At 60.2% G+C, this 16,425-nt stretch carries 16 protein-coding genes and 2 tRNA genes; 4 read left to right on the forward strand and 14 right to left on the reverse strand.

All coding sequences use genetic code 11. The features are described from left to right. Positions 1-29: 29 nt before the first annotated feature. From BLQ98_RS13025 to BLQ98_RS13035, 3 genes are all read right to left on the reverse strand, one after another. Positions 30-833 (reverse strand): lytic murein transglycosylase, encoded by an 804-nt coding sequence (locus BLQ98_RS13025; protein ID WP_093733745.1) that lies wholly within the window; start codon positions 831-833, stop codon positions 30-32. A 149-nt stretch (positions 834-982) separates the two neighbouring features. Then, entirely contained in the window at positions 983-2,389 is a 1,407-nt protein-coding gene (gene glnA / locus BLQ98_RS13030) for a type I glutamate--ammonia ligase (protein WP_093733746.1), read from the reverse strand. 36 nt (positions 2,390-2,425) lie between these two features. Next, positions 2,426-2,764, reverse strand: a complete 339-nt coding sequence (locus BLQ98_RS13035; RefSeq protein ID WP_093733747.1) for a P-II family nitrogen regulator — start codon at positions 2,762-2,764, stop codon at positions 2,426-2,428. 203 nt (positions 2,765-2,967) lie between these two features. On the opposite strand from BLQ98_RS13035, the gene BLQ98_RS13040 reads away from it, so the two are divergent. Together BLQ98_RS13040 and BLQ98_RS13045 are read left to right on the forward strand one after the other, a co-directional pair. Then, the gene (locus BLQ98_RS13040) at positions 2,968-3,852 is read left to right on the forward strand and encodes an NAD(P)H-hydrate dehydratase (RefSeq protein ID WP_244148430.1); all 885 of its coding nucleotides are present in this window, start codon (positions 2,968-2,970) and stop codon (positions 3,850-3,852) included. Between the two features lie 96 nt (positions 3,853-3,948). Next, a tRNA-Leu gene (locus BLQ98_RS13045) sits at positions 3,949-4,032 on the forward strand. A gap of 125 nt (positions 4,033-4,157) precedes the next feature. Here the strand turns inward: BLQ98_RS13045 and BLQ98_RS13050 are convergent. The 11 genes from BLQ98_RS13050 to BLQ98_RS13100 all read right to left on the reverse strand — a co-directional run bounded on the left by BLQ98_RS13050 (position 4,158) and on the right by BLQ98_RS13100 (position 15,311). Next, the gene (locus BLQ98_RS13050; protein WP_093733749.1) at positions 4,158-4,640 is read right to left on the reverse strand and encodes a hypothetical protein; all 483 of its coding nucleotides are present in this window, start codon (positions 4,638-4,640) and stop codon (positions 4,158-4,160) included. A 137-nt stretch (positions 4,641-4,777) separates the two neighbouring features. Next, positions 4,778-6,580 (reverse strand): cation:proton antiporter, encoded by a 1,803-nt coding sequence (locus tag BLQ98_RS13055; RefSeq protein ID WP_244148431.1) that lies wholly within the window; start codon positions 6,578-6,580, stop codon positions 4,778-4,780. 186 nt (positions 6,581-6,766) lie between these two features. Continuing rightward, positions 6,767-8,050, reverse strand: coding sequence for a serine hydrolase domain-containing protein (locus tag BLQ98_RS13060; protein ID WP_093733750.1), 1,284 nt, complete (start codon positions 8,048-8,050; stop codon positions 6,767-6,769). Positions 8,051-8,219: 169 nt separating this feature from the next. Continuing rightward, positions 8,220-8,843 (reverse strand): glutathione S-transferase, encoded by a 624-nt coding sequence (locus tag BLQ98_RS13065; RefSeq protein WP_093733766.1) that lies wholly within the window; start codon positions 8,841-8,843, stop codon positions 8,220-8,222. Continuing rightward, a complete protein-coding gene (locus BLQ98_RS13070) occupies positions 8,840-9,769 on the reverse strand; it encodes an AEC family transporter (RefSeq protein ID WP_093733751.1) in 930 nt (309 codons plus the stop codon). The genes BLQ98_RS13065 and BLQ98_RS13070 overlap by 4 nt, the downstream gene beginning before the upstream one ends. A 111-nt stretch (positions 9,770-9,880) precedes the next feature. Further along, positions 9,881-10,678 (reverse strand): MBL fold metallo-hydrolase, encoded by a 798-nt coding sequence (locus BLQ98_RS13075; RefSeq protein ID WP_093733752.1) that lies wholly within the window; start codon positions 10,676-10,678, stop codon positions 9,881-9,883. After that, entirely contained in the window at positions 10,678-11,496 is an 819-nt protein-coding gene (locus BLQ98_RS13080) for a TatD family hydrolase (protein WP_093733753.1), read from the reverse strand. The genes BLQ98_RS13075 and BLQ98_RS13080 overlap by 1 nt, the downstream gene beginning before the upstream one ends. A gap of 32 nt (positions 11,497-11,528) precedes the next feature. Then, positions 11,529-12,644: a DNA polymerase III subunit delta' gene (locus tag BLQ98_RS13085; RefSeq protein WP_093733754.1), complete on the reverse strand. Its 1,116-nt coding sequence runs from the start codon at positions 12,642-12,644 to the stop codon at positions 11,529-11,531. 39 nt (positions 12,645-12,683) lie between these two features. Then, positions 12,684-13,322: a dTMP kinase gene (gene tmk, locus BLQ98_RS13090; protein ID WP_093733755.1), complete on the reverse strand. Its 639-nt coding sequence runs from the start codon at positions 13,320-13,322 to the stop codon at positions 12,684-12,686. Continuing rightward, complete coding sequence (locus BLQ98_RS13095) at positions 13,319-14,488, reverse strand: D-alanyl-D-alanine carboxypeptidase family protein (protein ID WP_093733756.1); 1,170 nt, start codon at positions 14,486-14,488, stop codon at positions 13,319-13,321. The genes tmk and BLQ98_RS13095 overlap by 4 nt, the downstream gene beginning before the upstream one ends. Positions 14,489-14,510: 22 nt before the next feature. Next, the gene (locus BLQ98_RS13100) at positions 14,511-15,311 is read right to left on the reverse strand and encodes an SPOR domain-containing protein (protein WP_244148432.1); all 801 of its coding nucleotides are present in this window, start codon (positions 15,309-15,311) and stop codon (positions 14,511-14,513) included. Positions 15,312-15,667: 356 nt separating this feature from the next. Here BLQ98_RS13100 and BLQ98_RS13105 point away from each other — a divergent pair. Together BLQ98_RS13105 and BLQ98_RS13110 are read left to right on the forward strand one after the other, a co-directional pair. After that, positions 15,668-15,757, forward strand: a tRNA-Ser gene (locus tag BLQ98_RS13105). Positions 15,758-15,907: 150 nt separating this feature from the next. Continuing rightward, positions 15,908-16,425 (forward strand): tyrosine-type recombinase/integrase (locus BLQ98_RS13110; RefSeq protein ID WP_141135335.1); only part of this gene is annotated, 518 nt, incomplete at its 3' end.

Genomic DNA, 16,425 nt, shown 5'->3' on the forward strand with positions numbered 1-16,425 from the left:
ATGAGTGTGTCAGTATGGGATCGGGCGGATTAACCGTCGATGCGGGCGGCCATGATGGCGATGGCCTTTTGATAGACGCCAGCCGCATTCCATTGCTTGATTACATTAAAGTTGGTCTGGCCTTCTTGGTAGCCAGCACCCGTTTGCCAGCCTTTTTGGCGCAGGAAGTTCGCCGTGGAGGCCAGCGCATCGGTCTGGTTGTAGAAATCGACACGACCATCACCGTTGCCGTCCACGCCGTAGCGCAGCGCATTTCCTGGCAGGAATTGGGTGTGTCCGAGCTCTCCGTGTTTCGCCCCTTTGGTGCTGCCGCTGATCGCGCCGGTATCGACCAGTTTAAGAGCACCGATGGCGTGAGGGGCGAAAAAGTCTGAGCGGCGGCAGTCATAGGTCAGCGTTGTGATGGCCGAGACAACTGACGTATCGCCCATAAATCCGCCAAAGGCCGTTTCCATGCCGTGGATCGCGATGATCACCCCGGCAGGCACGCCATAGCGGGCTTCGAGAGACTGGTAGAAGCCTGCGTCACGGGATTTGCGTTTGCGGCCTTGGGCGACGATTGTATCGGCACCGCGCACCTGCATGAATTTATCGAGCGAGTAGTTAAAGGATTTCTGGTTGCGGTCGGCGGCGATGGTGCTGCTGGCATAGCGCGCATTGGCCAGCGCATCGAGGCCGCGTTGGCCAACCCCTGCGGCTGCGGCCTCTTTGGCAAAGGCGGGCTTCCAGGCGTCAAAGCCCCCTGCGTTGTTGCCACATTGGGCCGCAGCAACGGGGGCGGCGAAGCCCATGGACAGCATAAGAGCAGTGGCAAGTCGTTGGGTGGGGCGCATAAAAGTACCTCTGGCTAAATTTGACTTCGGCTGACTCTAGCTCAGGTGCGGCGAACTTCAAATAAGAAGCAGCTTTGAAAGCGAAAGGGCGCCCCACTGGGACGCCCTTGGCTGGTAATATGGTCCACCCCTGCGGGTGGGCGATGGGATTAGCAGCTGTAGTACATGCCAAATTCAACCGGGTGTGGTGTTTGGTCGTACTTGAGAACTTCTGCCATCTTCAGGTCGATATAGCCCTGAACCTGGTCTTTGGTGAAGACGTCACCGGCCAGTAGGTAATCCATATCCGCTTGCAGTTCGTCCAGCGCTTCGCGCAGGGAGCTGGAAACGGTTGGGATATCGGCAAGTTCTTCGGCGGGCAGATCATAGAGGTTTTTGTCCATGGCTTCGCCCGGATCGATCTTGTTCTTGATCCCGTCAAGGCCGGCCATCAGCAGGGCTGCAAAGCACAGGTAGGGGTTGGCTGCCGGATCGGGGAAGCGGGCCTCTACGCGTTTTGCTTTGGGGGATTCTGTCCATGGGATACGGACACAGCCCGAACGGTTGCGTGCGGAATAGGCGCGCAGAACGGGTGCTTCAAAACCGGGGATCAGACGCTTGTAGCTGTTCGTCGTCGGGTTGGTGAAGGCGTTCAGCGACTTGGAGTGGGACAGGATGCCGCCGATAAAATACAGCGCTTCTTGGCTGAGGTCTGCGTATTTGTCGCCTGCGAACAAAGGCTTGCCATCTTTCCAGATCGACATGTTCACGTGCATGCCAGAGCCGTTGTCGCCATAGATCGGCTTGGGCATGAAGGTTGCGGATTTACCGTAGGCGTGGGCGACATTGTGCACCACGTATTTGTATTTCTGCATCTCGTCAGCTTGCGTGGTCAGCGTACCAAAGATCAGGCCCAGTTCGTGCTGGCAGGACGCCACTTCGTGGTGGTGTTTGTCGACCTTCATACCCAGACGTTTCATTGTCGACAGCATTTCGGCGCGCAGGTCCTGTGCTTCGTCAATGGGGTTCACGGGGAAGTAGCCGCCCTTGAGGCCAGGGCGGTGGCCCATGTTGCCCATCTCGTAGTCGGTGTCGGAATTCCAGGACGCGTCGGACGCGTCAACTTCGTAGGATACCTTGTTGATCGTGTTCGAGAATTTGACGTTGTCGAACAGGAAGAATTCAGCTTCCGGACCCATATAGGCCACATCACCAATGCCGGAGGATTTCAGATAGGCCTCGGCTTTTTGCGCGGTACCACGGGGGTCGCGCTCGTATGGTTCATTGGTGTCAGGCTCTACGATTGAGCAGTGCACGCAGATGGTTTTTTCAGCATAGAACGGATCTACATAGGCCGTGTCTGTGTCCAGCATCAGCTTCATGTCGGATGCTTCGATGCTTTTCCAGCCTGCGATCGAAGAGCCGTCAAACATAAAGCCTTCTTCGATAAAGTCTTCGTCGACCAGATCGGAAACAATTGTCACGTGCTGCAGCGTACCGCGTGTGTCGGTAAAGCGGACATCAACGTATTCGATGTCTTCGTCTTTGATCTTCTTCAGGAAGTCCTTGGTGCTCATTGGATGATATCCTTTTCTTGAATCTCAGAAATTCGATTAAAGCGCGTCTGATCCGGTTTCACCGGTACGGATGCGGATTGTCTGTTCGATGGGGCTGACGAAAATCTTGCCGTCGCCGATCTTTTCGGTTTTCGCCGCGTTGACGATGGCCTCGATGGCACCGTCGACCTGATCGTCGTCCAAAACGATTTCGATTTTCACTTTGGGCAGAAAATCGACGACATATTCAGCGCCACGGTACAATTCAGTATGGCCTTTTTGACGACCGAAGCCTTTGACTTCGATAACGCTAAGGCCCTGAACGCCAACCTCTTGGAGCGCCTCCTTGACTTCATCAAGCTTGAACGGCTTGATTACAGCTTCGATCTTTTTCATCTGAGGCCTCCCTGCCAGACGGGTGATTTTCGTTCTACATCGGTGTCATCTCACCGTGCGAGCCGACGGTCTACCAGACGCGGGGCGGAGTCCACCGAAAGAGGCGAAAATTTGTGCGCATTGCTCGTTTTATATGCGGTGCGCTTAAAAATAAGTCAGTTTAAAAAATGGGCCGCGGTCGGGCTTGGATATCGCGCGCGCAGATGGTCTATCTCTACCGCGACGACCGACTGGAAAGGGACCCCATGCAGCCGATTGCCATCACCTCCGAGACGCTGAATTTTGATCTGTTGGCCAAAGGGCAGGGGCATAAGTTCGATCACGGGCATGCCGTTGTCATGACGGGAGGTGCCGGACGCACTGGGGCGGCACGCCTTACGGGGCGCGCGGCTTTGCGGATCGGGGCGGGGCTGGTTACCTTGGCTGTCCCTCCGGCGGCGCAGATGGAAGTGGCGATGCACATCACCGCGTTGATGCTGTCCCGTGTCGCCGGCCCCGAGGCGCTAACAGAGCTTGCGTCGGACAAGCGCATCGGCGCGATCTGTATCGGGCCGGGGCTGGGGCTGAAGCCGGCGCAGGCGGCGCTGGTCGAAGCGGTGCTGGATAGCGGCAAGCCCTGCGTGCTGGATGCCGATGCGCTGACCCTGATCGCGCAGGACCCCGCGCTACGCAAACGTTTGGGCCCGCACTGTGTGCTGACACCCCATGCCGGCGAGTTTAAACGTCTGTTCAAAGGGCTATCGGAAGACGATGCCACCAAGGTCCAACAGTGTTTGACAGCAGCGCAAACGGCGGGGGCCGTGGTGTTGTACAAAGGGGCCATGACCGTCATCGCACATCCGGACGGACGTGTTGCCACCCATGACAGCACGGCAGACCGCGCTGCCCCGTGGTTGGCCACAGCCGGCGCGGGAGACGTGCTTTCAGGGATGATCACCGGTCTGCTCGCCCGCGGGTTTGCCCCGATCAAAGCCGCGCAATATGCAACGTGGCTGCATGTAGAAGCCGCGCGGCGCTTTGGTCCGGGGCTGATCGCCGAAGATCTGATCGAAGAAATTCCGCATGTCTTTGCGGCGCTCAACCTCTAGCGCCTCACAGCCCTCACTGTGCAGGACAAAAACCTTGCGCCGCGGGTGTTTTTCCCTCTCGCCACTGGCAGATATCTTTGATACTGAACGCGCAATGCGGGTGTGGCGGAATTGGTAGACGCACCAGATTTAGGTTCTGGCGCCTATGGCGTGGGGGTTCGAGTCCCTTCACCCGCACCACTTTTCCCATAGTTATACCGATGAGACATGTCGTCTTGGTGCCGCGTGGCGGCCTTGGCCTGAGTTGTGTGTCAAAACCAATGCGTCGCGCCCAAAAATCTCGGGCGCGACGGGATTTGCGTGGGTTATGCCGCTGCTTTTAGCGGTTTGACGGCTTTATCGGCGACGGGGTCAGCGATAGATTTCGCTGATGCGGCCTCGGTTGGGGCATTCGATTTCAGCAATGCCGACAGGTAGGATTTATTAGCCTGTTGGGGCGAGCTGCTGACTGGTGCGATCTGGTCGATCAGACTGCGTGCCTGCGTGGCTTCGATGCGGGCTTCTGCGGCGGCGCGGGCTTGCGCCTCGCTCATACCGGTATCTTTCGCATCTGGCGTAGCGGTGGCGGATGCCGGTGCTTCGGCCGCGGGGGCTTGCGCTTTCTGCGCAGGGGCCGCGGGCTGTGACGACTGCGCCGGAGCAGCTTCGGCGGAAGGCTGCGTTTCTTGCGCGGCCTCCTGATTGCTTTGTGTTTCGGCTTTGTTGGTTTCGGCCGTGTCTTTTGGCTTCTCGGCCGGTTTGGGCTGAGACTGCTGGCTAGAGCCAGAGAAAAGTGAACTTACTAACATAGATGTGCCTTTTCAGTTGATTACCTACATGACTGAAGCAACTGCCTGAACGGTGTGGCGAAAAAATGGTGCAATTGAGGTATATACAAAGCCCAAATACCCGTGGTGGTGGAAATGGGTGGGGGAGACGCAGCCGATCACGCCTCTGGCGGGCGCAGGGCGATGACCTGGATGCCTGCACCGCCTTTGAATTCCTCGTTCTTGCGCATGAACTTGATCTCGCCGCCGGTGGTGATCTGCGCCAGCAAGCGTGCGTCAGGGCTTTCATTGCGCCAGTCCTCCAGCGTGAATTCCTCTGACAGGCGCGTGCTGCGGAACTGCCATCCTTCGGCCACCAGTTGGCGCAGTTCGGTATGGGTCGCATCAAGCCCTAAGGGACGCCCGCCAAGGGTACGGGGCAATTGGTGGCGGCTGCTTTCGGATTTTTCGCGCATCACCTGAAAGACGTTCTCGCGGCCGAATTCCGGGGCAAGGTCGGTGGTGACCAAGGTGTTATAAGCGTCGTTTTCTGTGGCTGCGATCAGGGTCGCATAGCTCACAAGCTCGACCCGCTGCTCTGCCGCCTCGGATAGGATATCGCCTGAAAACGTGTCGATCCCTGCTGCGCGGGCCTTGCGCAGGCGGATGAAGTTGGGGTCGGTCATCAGGACGGGAATGTCCATTTTCTTCAACACTTCGGCCAGTTGTGTGGTCCAGTCGGACCCGCCGATGATGACCACACCGGGCGTATCCGCCCCCGTAAGACCCAGCAGCCGCGCAAAGGGGGCGAGGGTGAAACCGTTCACGACCACCGTCACTGCGACAAGTGCAAAGGCCAGCGGTGCGATCAGGGCGGCGTCTTCGAACCCGAGGCTCAGCAGGCGTTCGCCAAACAGACCCGCCACAGCGACCAGCACCACGCCGCGTGGACCGGTCAGGGCGACCAGCAGTTTTTCACGAAATGGTATGCCCGACCCGATAAGCGAGATGAATACTGTCGCAGGCCGTGCCACCAGCACCACCACGGCCACAAAGACCGCGGCACGCCAATCAAGGCTGCTTAGCGCCTCAACATCCAGCCCTGCGGCCAGCAGGATGAACACGCCCGATACCAGCAGCACAGTCGCGTGCTCTTTAAAGCGGCGCATTTCTTCGTAGCTGGGCAGTTTGGAGTTCGCGATCACGATCCCCATAATGGTCACCGCCAGCAGCCCGCTTTCGTGAAGCACCGAATCAGATGCAGCAAAGACCCCCAAGAGCAGGGCAAACAACACCGGCACTTTCATGTATTCCGGAACCCAGCCGCGTTTGAAGGCCCGCGACAGACCAATGCCAGCAGCGACACCGGCAGCAGTGGCCACGGCGGCACCGATAAGCAGCTCAAGCATCGCCTCGGATGCAGTGGTGGCCGTGTTCAGCGCGATCACCACCTCGAACGCCAGCACGGCGGCAAGGGCACCGATGGGGTCGTTCAGGATGGCTTCCCACTGGAGCAAGGTCGCGGGGCGGCGTGACAGCCGTGCGGTGCGCAACAGCGGTGCGATCACCGTCGGACCGGTCACGATCATGATCCCGCCAAACACGGCAGAGCTCGACCAGCTGAGGCCCGCCACATAGTGCAGCGACAGCGCCGACATCAGCCAGCCAAGCGGTGCGCCGATATAGACCAGCCGCCGGACACCGCCGACCGCATCTTGAAGCGTATGAAAGTTCAGCGACAGCCCGCCCTCGAACAGGATAATTGCGACGGCGATAGAGATCATCGGCCCCATCAAGGGCCCGATATCACGTGTGGGATCAAAGATGCCCAGAACCGGCCCGATCAGGATCCCCGCCACCAGCATCAGCACAATCGCCGGCATGCGCAGCCGCCATGCGATCCATTGTGACCCCACCCCGATCGCGCCCACCAATGCGATCGCAGTTACAGGATTTAGCGCGCCGAGTGTTTCTGTTGCCACAATGTGAACCCTTTATAATCAATGCGATGACCTAACGCGCGCCATCACGGTGACAATGGCCGGTATGAAATTCTAGTGGTATTTTTCTCGCCAAGCCAGTGATCTGTCGTCCCAAACGACAAAAGGCCCCCACATTGGGGGCCTTTTGCGCCGATTCAGCGGCAAGGCACGCGTGCCCCAAGGGGGTCAGTCGTCGATGCGGCTTTCGGCCAAGGTGCTATAGGCGAGGTTCTTGAAGATCAGGCGCAGCGGCCCGCGATTGGCCGGCGACTGGATCATCAACAGCGCAATCATATCTTCGGCTGGGTCTGCATGATAGCCCGTGCCTGCGGCACCTCCCCAGTTGTATTCCCCAGCAGAGCCTGACGACGGCGCATTGCCGGTTTCAAGCCGCACACCGTATCCCAGACCAAAGCCGTACCCGGGGCCGGGCAGGTAATATTTTCCGGGTTTGATGCCTTCAAGGTGGTTCGAGGTCATCAGCTGCACGGTCTTGGGCGACAGCAGCCGCGCACCGTTCAACTCTCCGCCATTTAGCATCATCTGCGCGAATTTGGCGTAGTCATGCACCGTGGACATCAGCCCGCCACCGCCCGACTGGTTCGGCTTGCGCCCGCGCGGATCAAATACATCGCGGCTGCCCAGTTTGGCTTGATCGGCGAAGGGTTCGGCGATGCGGGGGAAATCTGCCGCGTCGTCGATATAGAACGCGGTGTCGTCCATCCCCAGCGGGTCGAAAATACGCGCCTTCATGAAGTCTTCGAGCGTCTGGCCTGACGCAACCTCTACTACCGCGCCCAGAACATCCGTCGCGCGGGAATATTCCCATGTGGTGCCGGGGTCATGCTCTAGCGGCAGTGACGCCAGTAGGTTGGCCTGTTCTATCGCAGTGTTGTCCTGCGATCCGACCTCTGCTGCGTTATAGGCCTCGCGTGCGGGACCGGCCCCGAAGAAGCCATAGGTAAGCCCCGAGGTATGGCGCATCAGGTCTTGCACGGTCATCACGCCTTTGGCGGGGCGGGTCACAGGCTTGCCTTCGGCGTCTTTCTCGCCAGTGGCGACCGTCAGTGTTTTATAGGCAGGCAGGTAGGTGGAAACGGGGGCGTTCAGCAGCAGTTTGCCTTCTTCGACCAGCATCATTGCAGCGACGCTGGTTATGGGTTTGGTCATGGAATAGATGCGGAACAGCGTGTCTTCGGTCATCGGCTCCCCGTCGGGGGTGCGTTTGCCCATTGTCGATACATGCGCAATCTGACCGTCGCGGATCAACATCAGCACGGCACCCGGCGTCATTCCCTTGTCGACAAGCGCGCCAAAGGTCGCGTCCATCCGCGCCAGCCGGTCAGGGTCGAAGCCTAAGGCAGTCGCGTCGCCGCGTGGCAGCTCTTGGGCCCATGCAGGTGTTAGCGTGGCAACGGTGGTGCCAAGGGCCAGCGCCCCGGCGACCAAGCCTGATCTAAAATGTCTCATTATATCTCCTCCCGGTTGTTGTGATCCGGTGGGATCACGATCCAAGGTTAGGAGTGTGCAAGCCGCTGTGGCAACCTGCCTGACGGCTGTCAGGGTAGTGGCGCGGCTTTGTGACGTGGGGTAACTTGTGCCGCGATGCAGCGTACGCGGGGCGAAGGGGGTTGCCGCCCTAGGCAGGAAAAACCGTGGGCGCGTCGCCCTCTGCCCATTGCGGGTATTTGTTCATCACGGCGGCAAAACTGTCGGACGTCAGAAACCGCTCTAGCCAAGCCTGAAGCTGTGGCCAGGGCTGCGCGTCGAACCATTGTTTATCGATGAAAGCGAACTGGCGCACGAAGGGGGCAATCGCCATGTCGGCAATGCTGGGGGCGTCAAAAATATGGGTTCCGATTTGCCCGTCCAGTGCCGCCAAGTGGGTCGCCGCCTTAGCGCGCTCTGCCACAGGATTGGCGTCAGGATAGCGGGTGGCGTATTTGGTGCGGTCTAGCGCCTGTTTAAAGGGTCCATCGCAACGGCTGATCCAGTCCCATCCCGCGTCAGGCATATCCAGCAGCCCTTCGGGATCGTGTCGGCGCAGCGCCCAGATCATGATGTCGAGGCTTTCGTCGATGACCTTGCCCGTCTCAAGCGCAAGGCAGGGCACCGTTCCACTGGGCGAGGTCGCCAGAAAGGCAGCCGGTTTGTCACGCAGAACAACTTCGCGCAGCTGCACCTGTTGGCCCCCCGACCGCAAGGCCAGACGCGCACGCATCGCGTAAGGGCACCGGCGGAAGGAATAGAGCACCGGCATCATGGCAGCACGCTCAGCCACAGCCATGCCGTCAGCACCGATCCCATTGTCGCCACCAACACCGAGCTTGCGGCCACACGGCGCGCACGGCCATACATATTGGCGAAGATATAGGCGTTGAACCCCGGTGCCATCGCCGCCGTCATCACGCCCGAGCGGAACAGGTCTTGGGGCAGGCCAAAGCTGCTGCCCATCATCCAGACAATCGCGGGGTGCACCATTAGGGACAAGATACAGACCATCGCGATGGTCTTGGTGTCGCCTTCGGGGCGGTATTGGATCAGCACGCCGCCGAGTGCAAAAAGTGCCGCGGGCAGGGCAGCCCGAACGATCAATGACAGCGCGTCATCAATCACGCCGGGAATCGCCAGCCCGCTCAGGTTCACGGCAAAGCCCGCGATGATGCCTAAGACCAGCGGATTGTGGAACATCGCCCGCGCCACATTGCGTGCCAAAGCGGTGCCAGACTGGCCGCGGTTCCGCACAAACTCCATCACCGTGATCCCCAGCCCGTAGCAGAAAGGCGAGTGGATGGCGATGATCGCGAAGTTCCCGATCAGGGCGTCGGGGCCATAGGCGCGCTCGGTGATGGGCAGGCCGAGCAAGACGGAGTTGGAAAAGAGGCTGCAAAACCCGATGGCGACGCAGTCTTCCCAGTCTCGTTTGAACAAGAACCGCGCACCAAGCAGCCCCAGCGTAAAGCAGACCGCCGCACCGGTGTAAAAGCTGAACAACAGTCGTGGGTCGAAAGAGGCCGACAGATCCAGATGCGCAATGGACTGGAATAGCAAGCAGGGGATCGCAAAGCTTTGCGCGAACCGCATGACACCGTCGATGCCCGAGACCGGAAAATACCCCCGCCAGACAGAGACATAGCCAAAGCCGATGACAAGAAAGACGGGGAGGATGACTTCGAGAAGGGTTTGCACGTGAAATATGGCCTTGGGTGCGGGAGGCGCTGTTGCAGTGGGGGTTTCACACCCCCACACCCCCCGTGGAGTTTAATGGGCAAAATGAAGTCTAGGCAGGCAGGGCGCTGTTTAGACGGGGAAGCTCAGGGTCATGCCGTCAAAGGCAGGTTCGATATGATCGGGAGTTTCCGCGGCCAGCGTGTCATAGTCGAGATCGTTGTGCATATTGGTCAGCACAGCCGTTTGCGGGGCCATCTGTGTGATCCAGTCAAGGGTCTGGGCAAGGTGGCTGTGGGTCGGGTGCGGATCGCGGCGCAGCGCGTCGACGATCCAGCAGCGTAGGTCCCGCAGGTGGGGCCAGATGTCGTCGGGGATCTGCGCCACATCGGGCAGGTAAGCCACATCGTTGACGCGGAAGCCAAGCGCATCCATCCCGCCATGGTTCACGAGGAAGGGCGTAAAGGTCAGCGGCCCGCCGGGGCCATCAATCGTCACGTCGCCGTCGATGTGGTTCATTTCAAGAATTGGCGGGTAGGACGATCCGGAGGGCTGGATAAAGACATAGCCGAAGCGGTCCAGCAGTGCGTCGCGCGTCGGTGTGTCGGCCCAGACCGGCAGGCGCTGGCGCATGTTGATCACGATCATCCGCAGATCGTCCAGCCCGTGTACGTGGTCGGCATGGGAATGGGTGTACAGCACCGCATCCAGCCGCCCGACGCCCGCATCCAGCAATTGGCTGCGCATATCGGGGGAGGTGTCGATCAGCACCGATGTCGTGCCTGCGTCCGTAATGCGTTCTACCAGGATAGAACAGCGTCGCCGTGCGTTCTTGGGGTTGGCCGGATCGCAGGCTCCCCAGTGCCCGCCAAGGCGCGGCACCCCGCCCGAAGAGCCGCAGCCCAGAATGGTGATCTTCATCTGCGCCATCAGGCGGCGTCCTGATACTGTGCAACCTTGGTGAACAGCCGGTCAAAATTCGCCTGCGTCTGCGCGGCAAAGCTGGCATAATCGATGCCAAAGGTTTCGGCACCACGCCGTGCCGTGTGCGCGGTAAAGGCTGGTTCATTCCGTCTACCGCGATGCGGGGGCGGGGCCAGATAAGGGCTGTCGGTTTCGACCAATATCCGGTCCAGGGGGGCGTCGGCAAAGATGTCGCGCAGGTCTTGGGATTTGGGGAAAGCGGTAATGCCCGACATCGACAGGTAGAACCCCAGATCCAGCGCCGCACGGCCAAGCGCTTGTGTCGACGAGAAGCAGTGCATCACGCAGGGGTAGGCACCGTTGGCGTGCTCCTCTCTGAGGATGCGGGCCATATCGTCATCGGCGTCGCGGGCGTGGATGATCAGGGGCAGGCCGCTGTCACGGGACGCGGCGATATGGGTGCGCAGGCTGGTTTGCTGCGCTTCGGCGCTGTCTGCGGTGTAGTGGTAATCCAGCCCCGTTTCGCCAATGCCCACCATCTTGGGGTGTTTGGTCAGGGCCATCAGATCGTCATAGCTGGCCATGGGCTCGGTCGCGACGCTCATCGGGTGGGTGCCAGCGGCATAAAAGACCGGAGCGTGAGCCTCGGCGATGGCCCGCACGGCGGGTTCGTTCTTGAGCTTGGTGCAGATGGTGACCATGCGCGTGACGCCTGCGGCTTGGGCGCGGGCAATCACATCGGGCAGTTCGCCGTCGAAATCGGGAAAATCCAGGTGGCAATGACTGTCGGTGATCGGGTGAATGTCGAGAGTACTGTCTGTCATGCCTAGTGTCCTGCCTGTTCGTCTTGTGTGGGCTAGCGGGGTGCGGCGTCGCCCATCTTGAACAGGGTATCTAGGACCAGTGCGGCAGGGTCAAGGTTGACCGCCATCCCGTGACGCGCACGGGTGCCGATGTCGTGGGCGGTCTCTGCCCAGACCCGTCCTTGGGCCGGTGTGGGCGACAGTCGGGCCAGCACCGCGGCCTCGTTCGGGGCGGCGGCGGTTTCAGGCGGGTGGCCAAGGGCACCGGTGCGCGCCAGTCGCAGCATCAGCAGATCAACAAGCGTGAACAGCAGCGACAGTTTCTCTTCGGCCCCGCGGGCGGCGGCGGCCTCTGCCAGTTTGAGCGCGCGGGCGCGGTCCAGACGGGGCATCGTATCGAGCAGGGCGACCAGTTCGCCATACATCGCCAGCCCGCCCATCAGCGACAGGGACAGCGCGCCGCCCACTGACCCGCCAGAAAGCGCCGCGAGCGCTGCGGGATCGCCCTGAATGTCCACCTCTGACTGGCCGAGCGCCAGTGCCATGTCGTCCGGCGTCAGCGTACCAAGCCGCAGGGTCCGACAGCGCGAGCGGATGGTGGGCAGCAACCCTGAAGGGCGGTGGCTGATCAGCAGCATGATCGCGCGGGCGGGCGGCTCTTCGAGCATCTTGAGCAGAGCGTTGGCGGCGTTGGGGTTCATCAGGTCGGCGTCATCGACGATCACGACACGGCGCCCACCATCGGCGGCGGACATCTGGAAGAACCCGTTCAGCTTGCGAATGTCATCCACCACGATCTGCTTGCGCAGACGCTTGGTTTTCTCGTCCAACGACCGTGTTATTACCTTAAGAGCCCCTTCGCCCCCTGCGGCCACACGACGCGCTACAGGGTGGTCGGGATCGATATCGAGGCTGGTGGGGGCGGGGGTGTCGAACATGCCGCCATCATCCGCATCAGGGGTCGCTAGCAAAAATCGCGCAATGCGCCACGCCAATGTGGCCTTGCCGACGCCGCGCGGGCCGGTCAGAAGCCAGCCGTGGTGCAGTTTGCCAGAGTTGAACGCATCGAGAAACGCCGCTTCTGCCGCCGATTGGCCGAACAGCTGCGGCGTATCGCGCGGGTGGCGCGCACCGTCGATACGGTCAGGCTGGGGGGCGTCATCACTCATGTCACGTGGTCTAGCAGATTGCAGCGGCAGGAAAAGGGGTTAGCGCGGATCAAGACGCGGGCGCACCTGCGCAAAGATATCCGCAGCCACCTGATCAATCGATTGCGCGCCATTGATGGTCACGAAACGATCGGGGAATTCAGTGGCCAAAGACAGGAACCCTGCGCGCATGGCGACCTGCAGGCTTTCGCCAAAATCCTCGAACCGTTCCTCGACCGTGTTGCGGGATAGGGCACGGCTGAGCCCTTCGCCAGGGTCCATATCGATCAGCACAGTTACATCAGGTTCGACGCCGATCATCAGGCTGTGCAGCTGGTCGACCGCACCGCGCAGATCACCACGGCTGAGGCCCTGATACATGCGGGTGGAATCGGCAAAGCGGTCGCAGATAACGATCTTGCCTGCTTTAAGCGCGGGTTGGATCGTACGTTCAAGATGATCACGACGGGCGGCGGTGAACAGCAGAATTTCGGTCTGTGCAGACCAGCGGTCGGGGTCGCCTTGCAGCACCAGCGCACGGATTTCTTCGGCCCCGGGGGATCCTCCGGGTTCACGGGTCAGCACGACCTGATGTCCGTCAGCCTCTAGCCGGTCCTTCAGCAGTTTAGTCTGGGTTGATTTGCCCGAGCCGTCGATGCCTTCGAAGCTGATGAACAGGCCCTTTGGGGTATCGCTCACGAAGCTGCCTCTGGTCCTTCGTTCAATCGGGTCAGCAGGTGGCGCGCGGCTGCTTCAAGCTTGACCATAAAACCACCCGCCGCGACGCTGTCTTTGGCCACCAGCGGGGCGCGCACTTCGGGCAGGTCGCCACGTGTCAGGACAAGCTCGCCGACGGTCTGGCCTTTGGTGATGGGCGCACGGAGGGGGCCGGTATAAACCACCTCGGCCGAGACATCACTGCCGCCCGAAACAGGCACAAGCACTGACAGATCGTTTTCCAGTTCAAGACCCACAACACCTTGTGCGCCAAGGGCAACAGGGGCTTCGGCAATCATCGTGCCGGCCTTGCCCATCGAGCGTTGCGAAAACTGGCGAAAGGCCCAGTTTACGATCGATTCAGATTCTTGCGCACGTGCCTCGGCGCTGTCGAGACCGGAGAGCACAAACACAATGCGGCGGTCCCCCTGTTTGGCAGAGCCGACAAGCCCATAACCTGCTTCTGACGTATGGCCGGTTTTCAACCCGTCTGCGCCGATGCCAAGCCCCAGCAGCGGGTTGCGGTTGGTCTTGTTTTGTGGCGCGCGCCCGTCAAACAGAAATTCTTGCTGCGAGAACATGGGGTAATACTGCGGGTAATCCTCGATCAGACGGGTGGCCAGCAGCCCCAAATCGCGCAGCGACATGCGGTGACCGGCGGCGGGCCAACCGTTGGAATTTGCGAAGGTTGAATTGGTCATGCCCATCTGCTGCGCTCGTTGCGTCATCAAGCGGGCAAAACCGGCCTCTGACCCATCTGGGCTGAGCGCCTCGGCGATGACTGCACAAGCGTCATTGCCCGACAGCACGATGATCCCGCGCAGCAGGTCTTCGACCTTGACGCGGTCGGTGGTGTCGAGAAACATGGTCGACCCGCCATAGGACATGGCGTGCTGCGAGACGGGCAGCTCTTCGGTCAGATCCAGCCCGCCATTGCTTTTGCCGCGTTCAATCGCTTCGAACGCCATATAAAGCGTCATTAGCTTAGACATAGAGGCCGGCGGCAGCGGTTCATCCGCGTTTTTGGTTAGCAGCACAGTGCCGGTGGTCTGGTCGACCACATAGGCCGCGCGGGCCTGTGTTTCGAACGCCTGCACGGGCAGGGCCAACAGAAGGGTCGCAATCGTGGCTGCAAAAATACGGATCATGGCAGTTTCCTTTGGCGGTGGGTCAGCTCGACACGGCGTAGGCGTCAGAGAACCCTTCGGTCTTGATGGATTTCAGCAAAGTGTTCATCTCGGATTTCGAACCGGCCGGGCCGACGACGACACGCCAGAACGCCTTGCCGTTGATCTCGCTGCGTTTGACGGTGGGCAACATGCCCGCGCTGCGCATCTGGTTGGCGGCGCGTTCGGCATTTGCCTCAACGCTAAAGATACCGATCTGGACAAAGGGTTTCGCCAGCGATGATGTAGGCTTAGTCGCAGCGGGTTTGGGCGCGACGGGCGCGGCGGGCTTCGCCGCTGCCGGGGCGGCTTCGATCGCGGTGCCTGCGGTAACGGCGACGGGGTCCAGTGTGGTCTCGGTCACCTCGGAGGGGGTTTCAATCGTCCCTTCGGGGGCCGCGTCGGGGGTAGGGGTGTCGGCTTCTTGCCGGCGTAGGGCGGTCACGTTCAGAGGTGCTGGTGCCCCAGCAAGGATACCAAGGGCGGCGGCCGCATCCGATGACATTTGCAGCTTGGGGCCGGGCAGGTCGCGTTCACGGCGGAACAGCGCCCCAATCACGAACTTTCCATTGGTTTCGTTGCGGATGATCACACGTTCGGGGTCGGTCACGTCGGGATGTGCCACCCAGACGCCGCCCAGACTGGGGCGACCGTCCCAAAGACCCTGATCGCTGACCGAAAAAACTTCGGGCGCTTCGACATCACGTTCCACCAGTTTCGTAGAGCTAGAGGATGCCGCAGACGCGCCTTTCTGACCGCCGGTCAGATTGTCGACCGCATCACAGCCCGCCAAGGTTGTCATCATCAGCAAGACCCCCACCGTGCAGCGAAGCGGCCGGATGCCTGAAAAGGGGTGAAGCCTGGGGCTGTTCATGTCCGTCGTCCTTGCCTGCTGGCGCGCCGTTATCCGCCGCCGCCTGATCGCGCCGTCAATACGGCATGTTTGATGCCCCATTGCCGGGGTCTTTGCGCTACACTAACGCGGGTGCAGGGGCTTTGGAAAGGCTCACAGCCCCGCGTCGGCAAATTTCCCCACCTACATCGCAACCCGCCCCACATGCGCCTATCTACGCAGTCCAATGGCGCTGACGGCTTAACGACATATCCGTCAATTTCGAGGTTTGCAGAATCAATGGCATCCCTCTATGCGGTGCGTGCTGCGGAGGAGTGGCAGAGTGGTCGAATGCACCGGTCTTGAAAACCGGCGTGCGTGAGAGCGTACCGTGGGTTCGAATCCCACCTCCTCCGCCATTATACCTTTTCTTTCGATGTGTACAGGTTGCTTTGAGCGGCCTTTTTTATTTGTTTACTTAGGTTTGTTGGCGTTTTCCGATTTCCTTGAGTTTCTTTCGATGTTGTCTATATTCGTTCCTTGAGTGGTATGGAACGTGGTATTTTTGAATGGCCCTATCCGGCAAGCTGACTAAGAAACTGGTCGAGAATCTCGGCGCTGGGCGGCATGGCGATGGTAACGGTCTATACTTGGTGGTCGATCCCTCAGGCGCGCGGCGTTGGATCGTGCGGGTTGTGGTCAAAAGCCAGAAGAACAAGAAAGGCGCGCCTCTGCGCACCGACTTTGGACTTGGTGGCGCGGATATCGTCACCATCAATCAAGCACGTGAGCGGGCGCTGGAATATCGCCGGATGGCCAAGCAAGGTCTGAACCCGCGTTTCAATGCCCGCCAAGAGGTTCCAACCTTTGAAGAGGTCGCTCAGCAGGTTCATATCGACCGGATGCCCACGTGGAAAAACGCCAAGCACGGACAGCAGTGGATCAACACCTTGCGCGATTACGCTTTCCCCAAAATAGGGCGCATGCCCATTGATAGCATCGACCAGCCAGAAGTGATGATGTGCCTCGCGCCGATCTGGACAGAAAAGCATGAAACTGCAAAGCGCTTGGCGCAACGTATAAAGGT

Source organism: Sulfitobacter litoralis, assembly GCF_900103185.1.
In the GTDB taxonomy this organism is placed as follows: domain Bacteria; phylum Pseudomonadota; class Alphaproteobacteria; order Rhodobacterales; family Rhodobacteraceae; genus Sulfitobacter; species Sulfitobacter litoralis.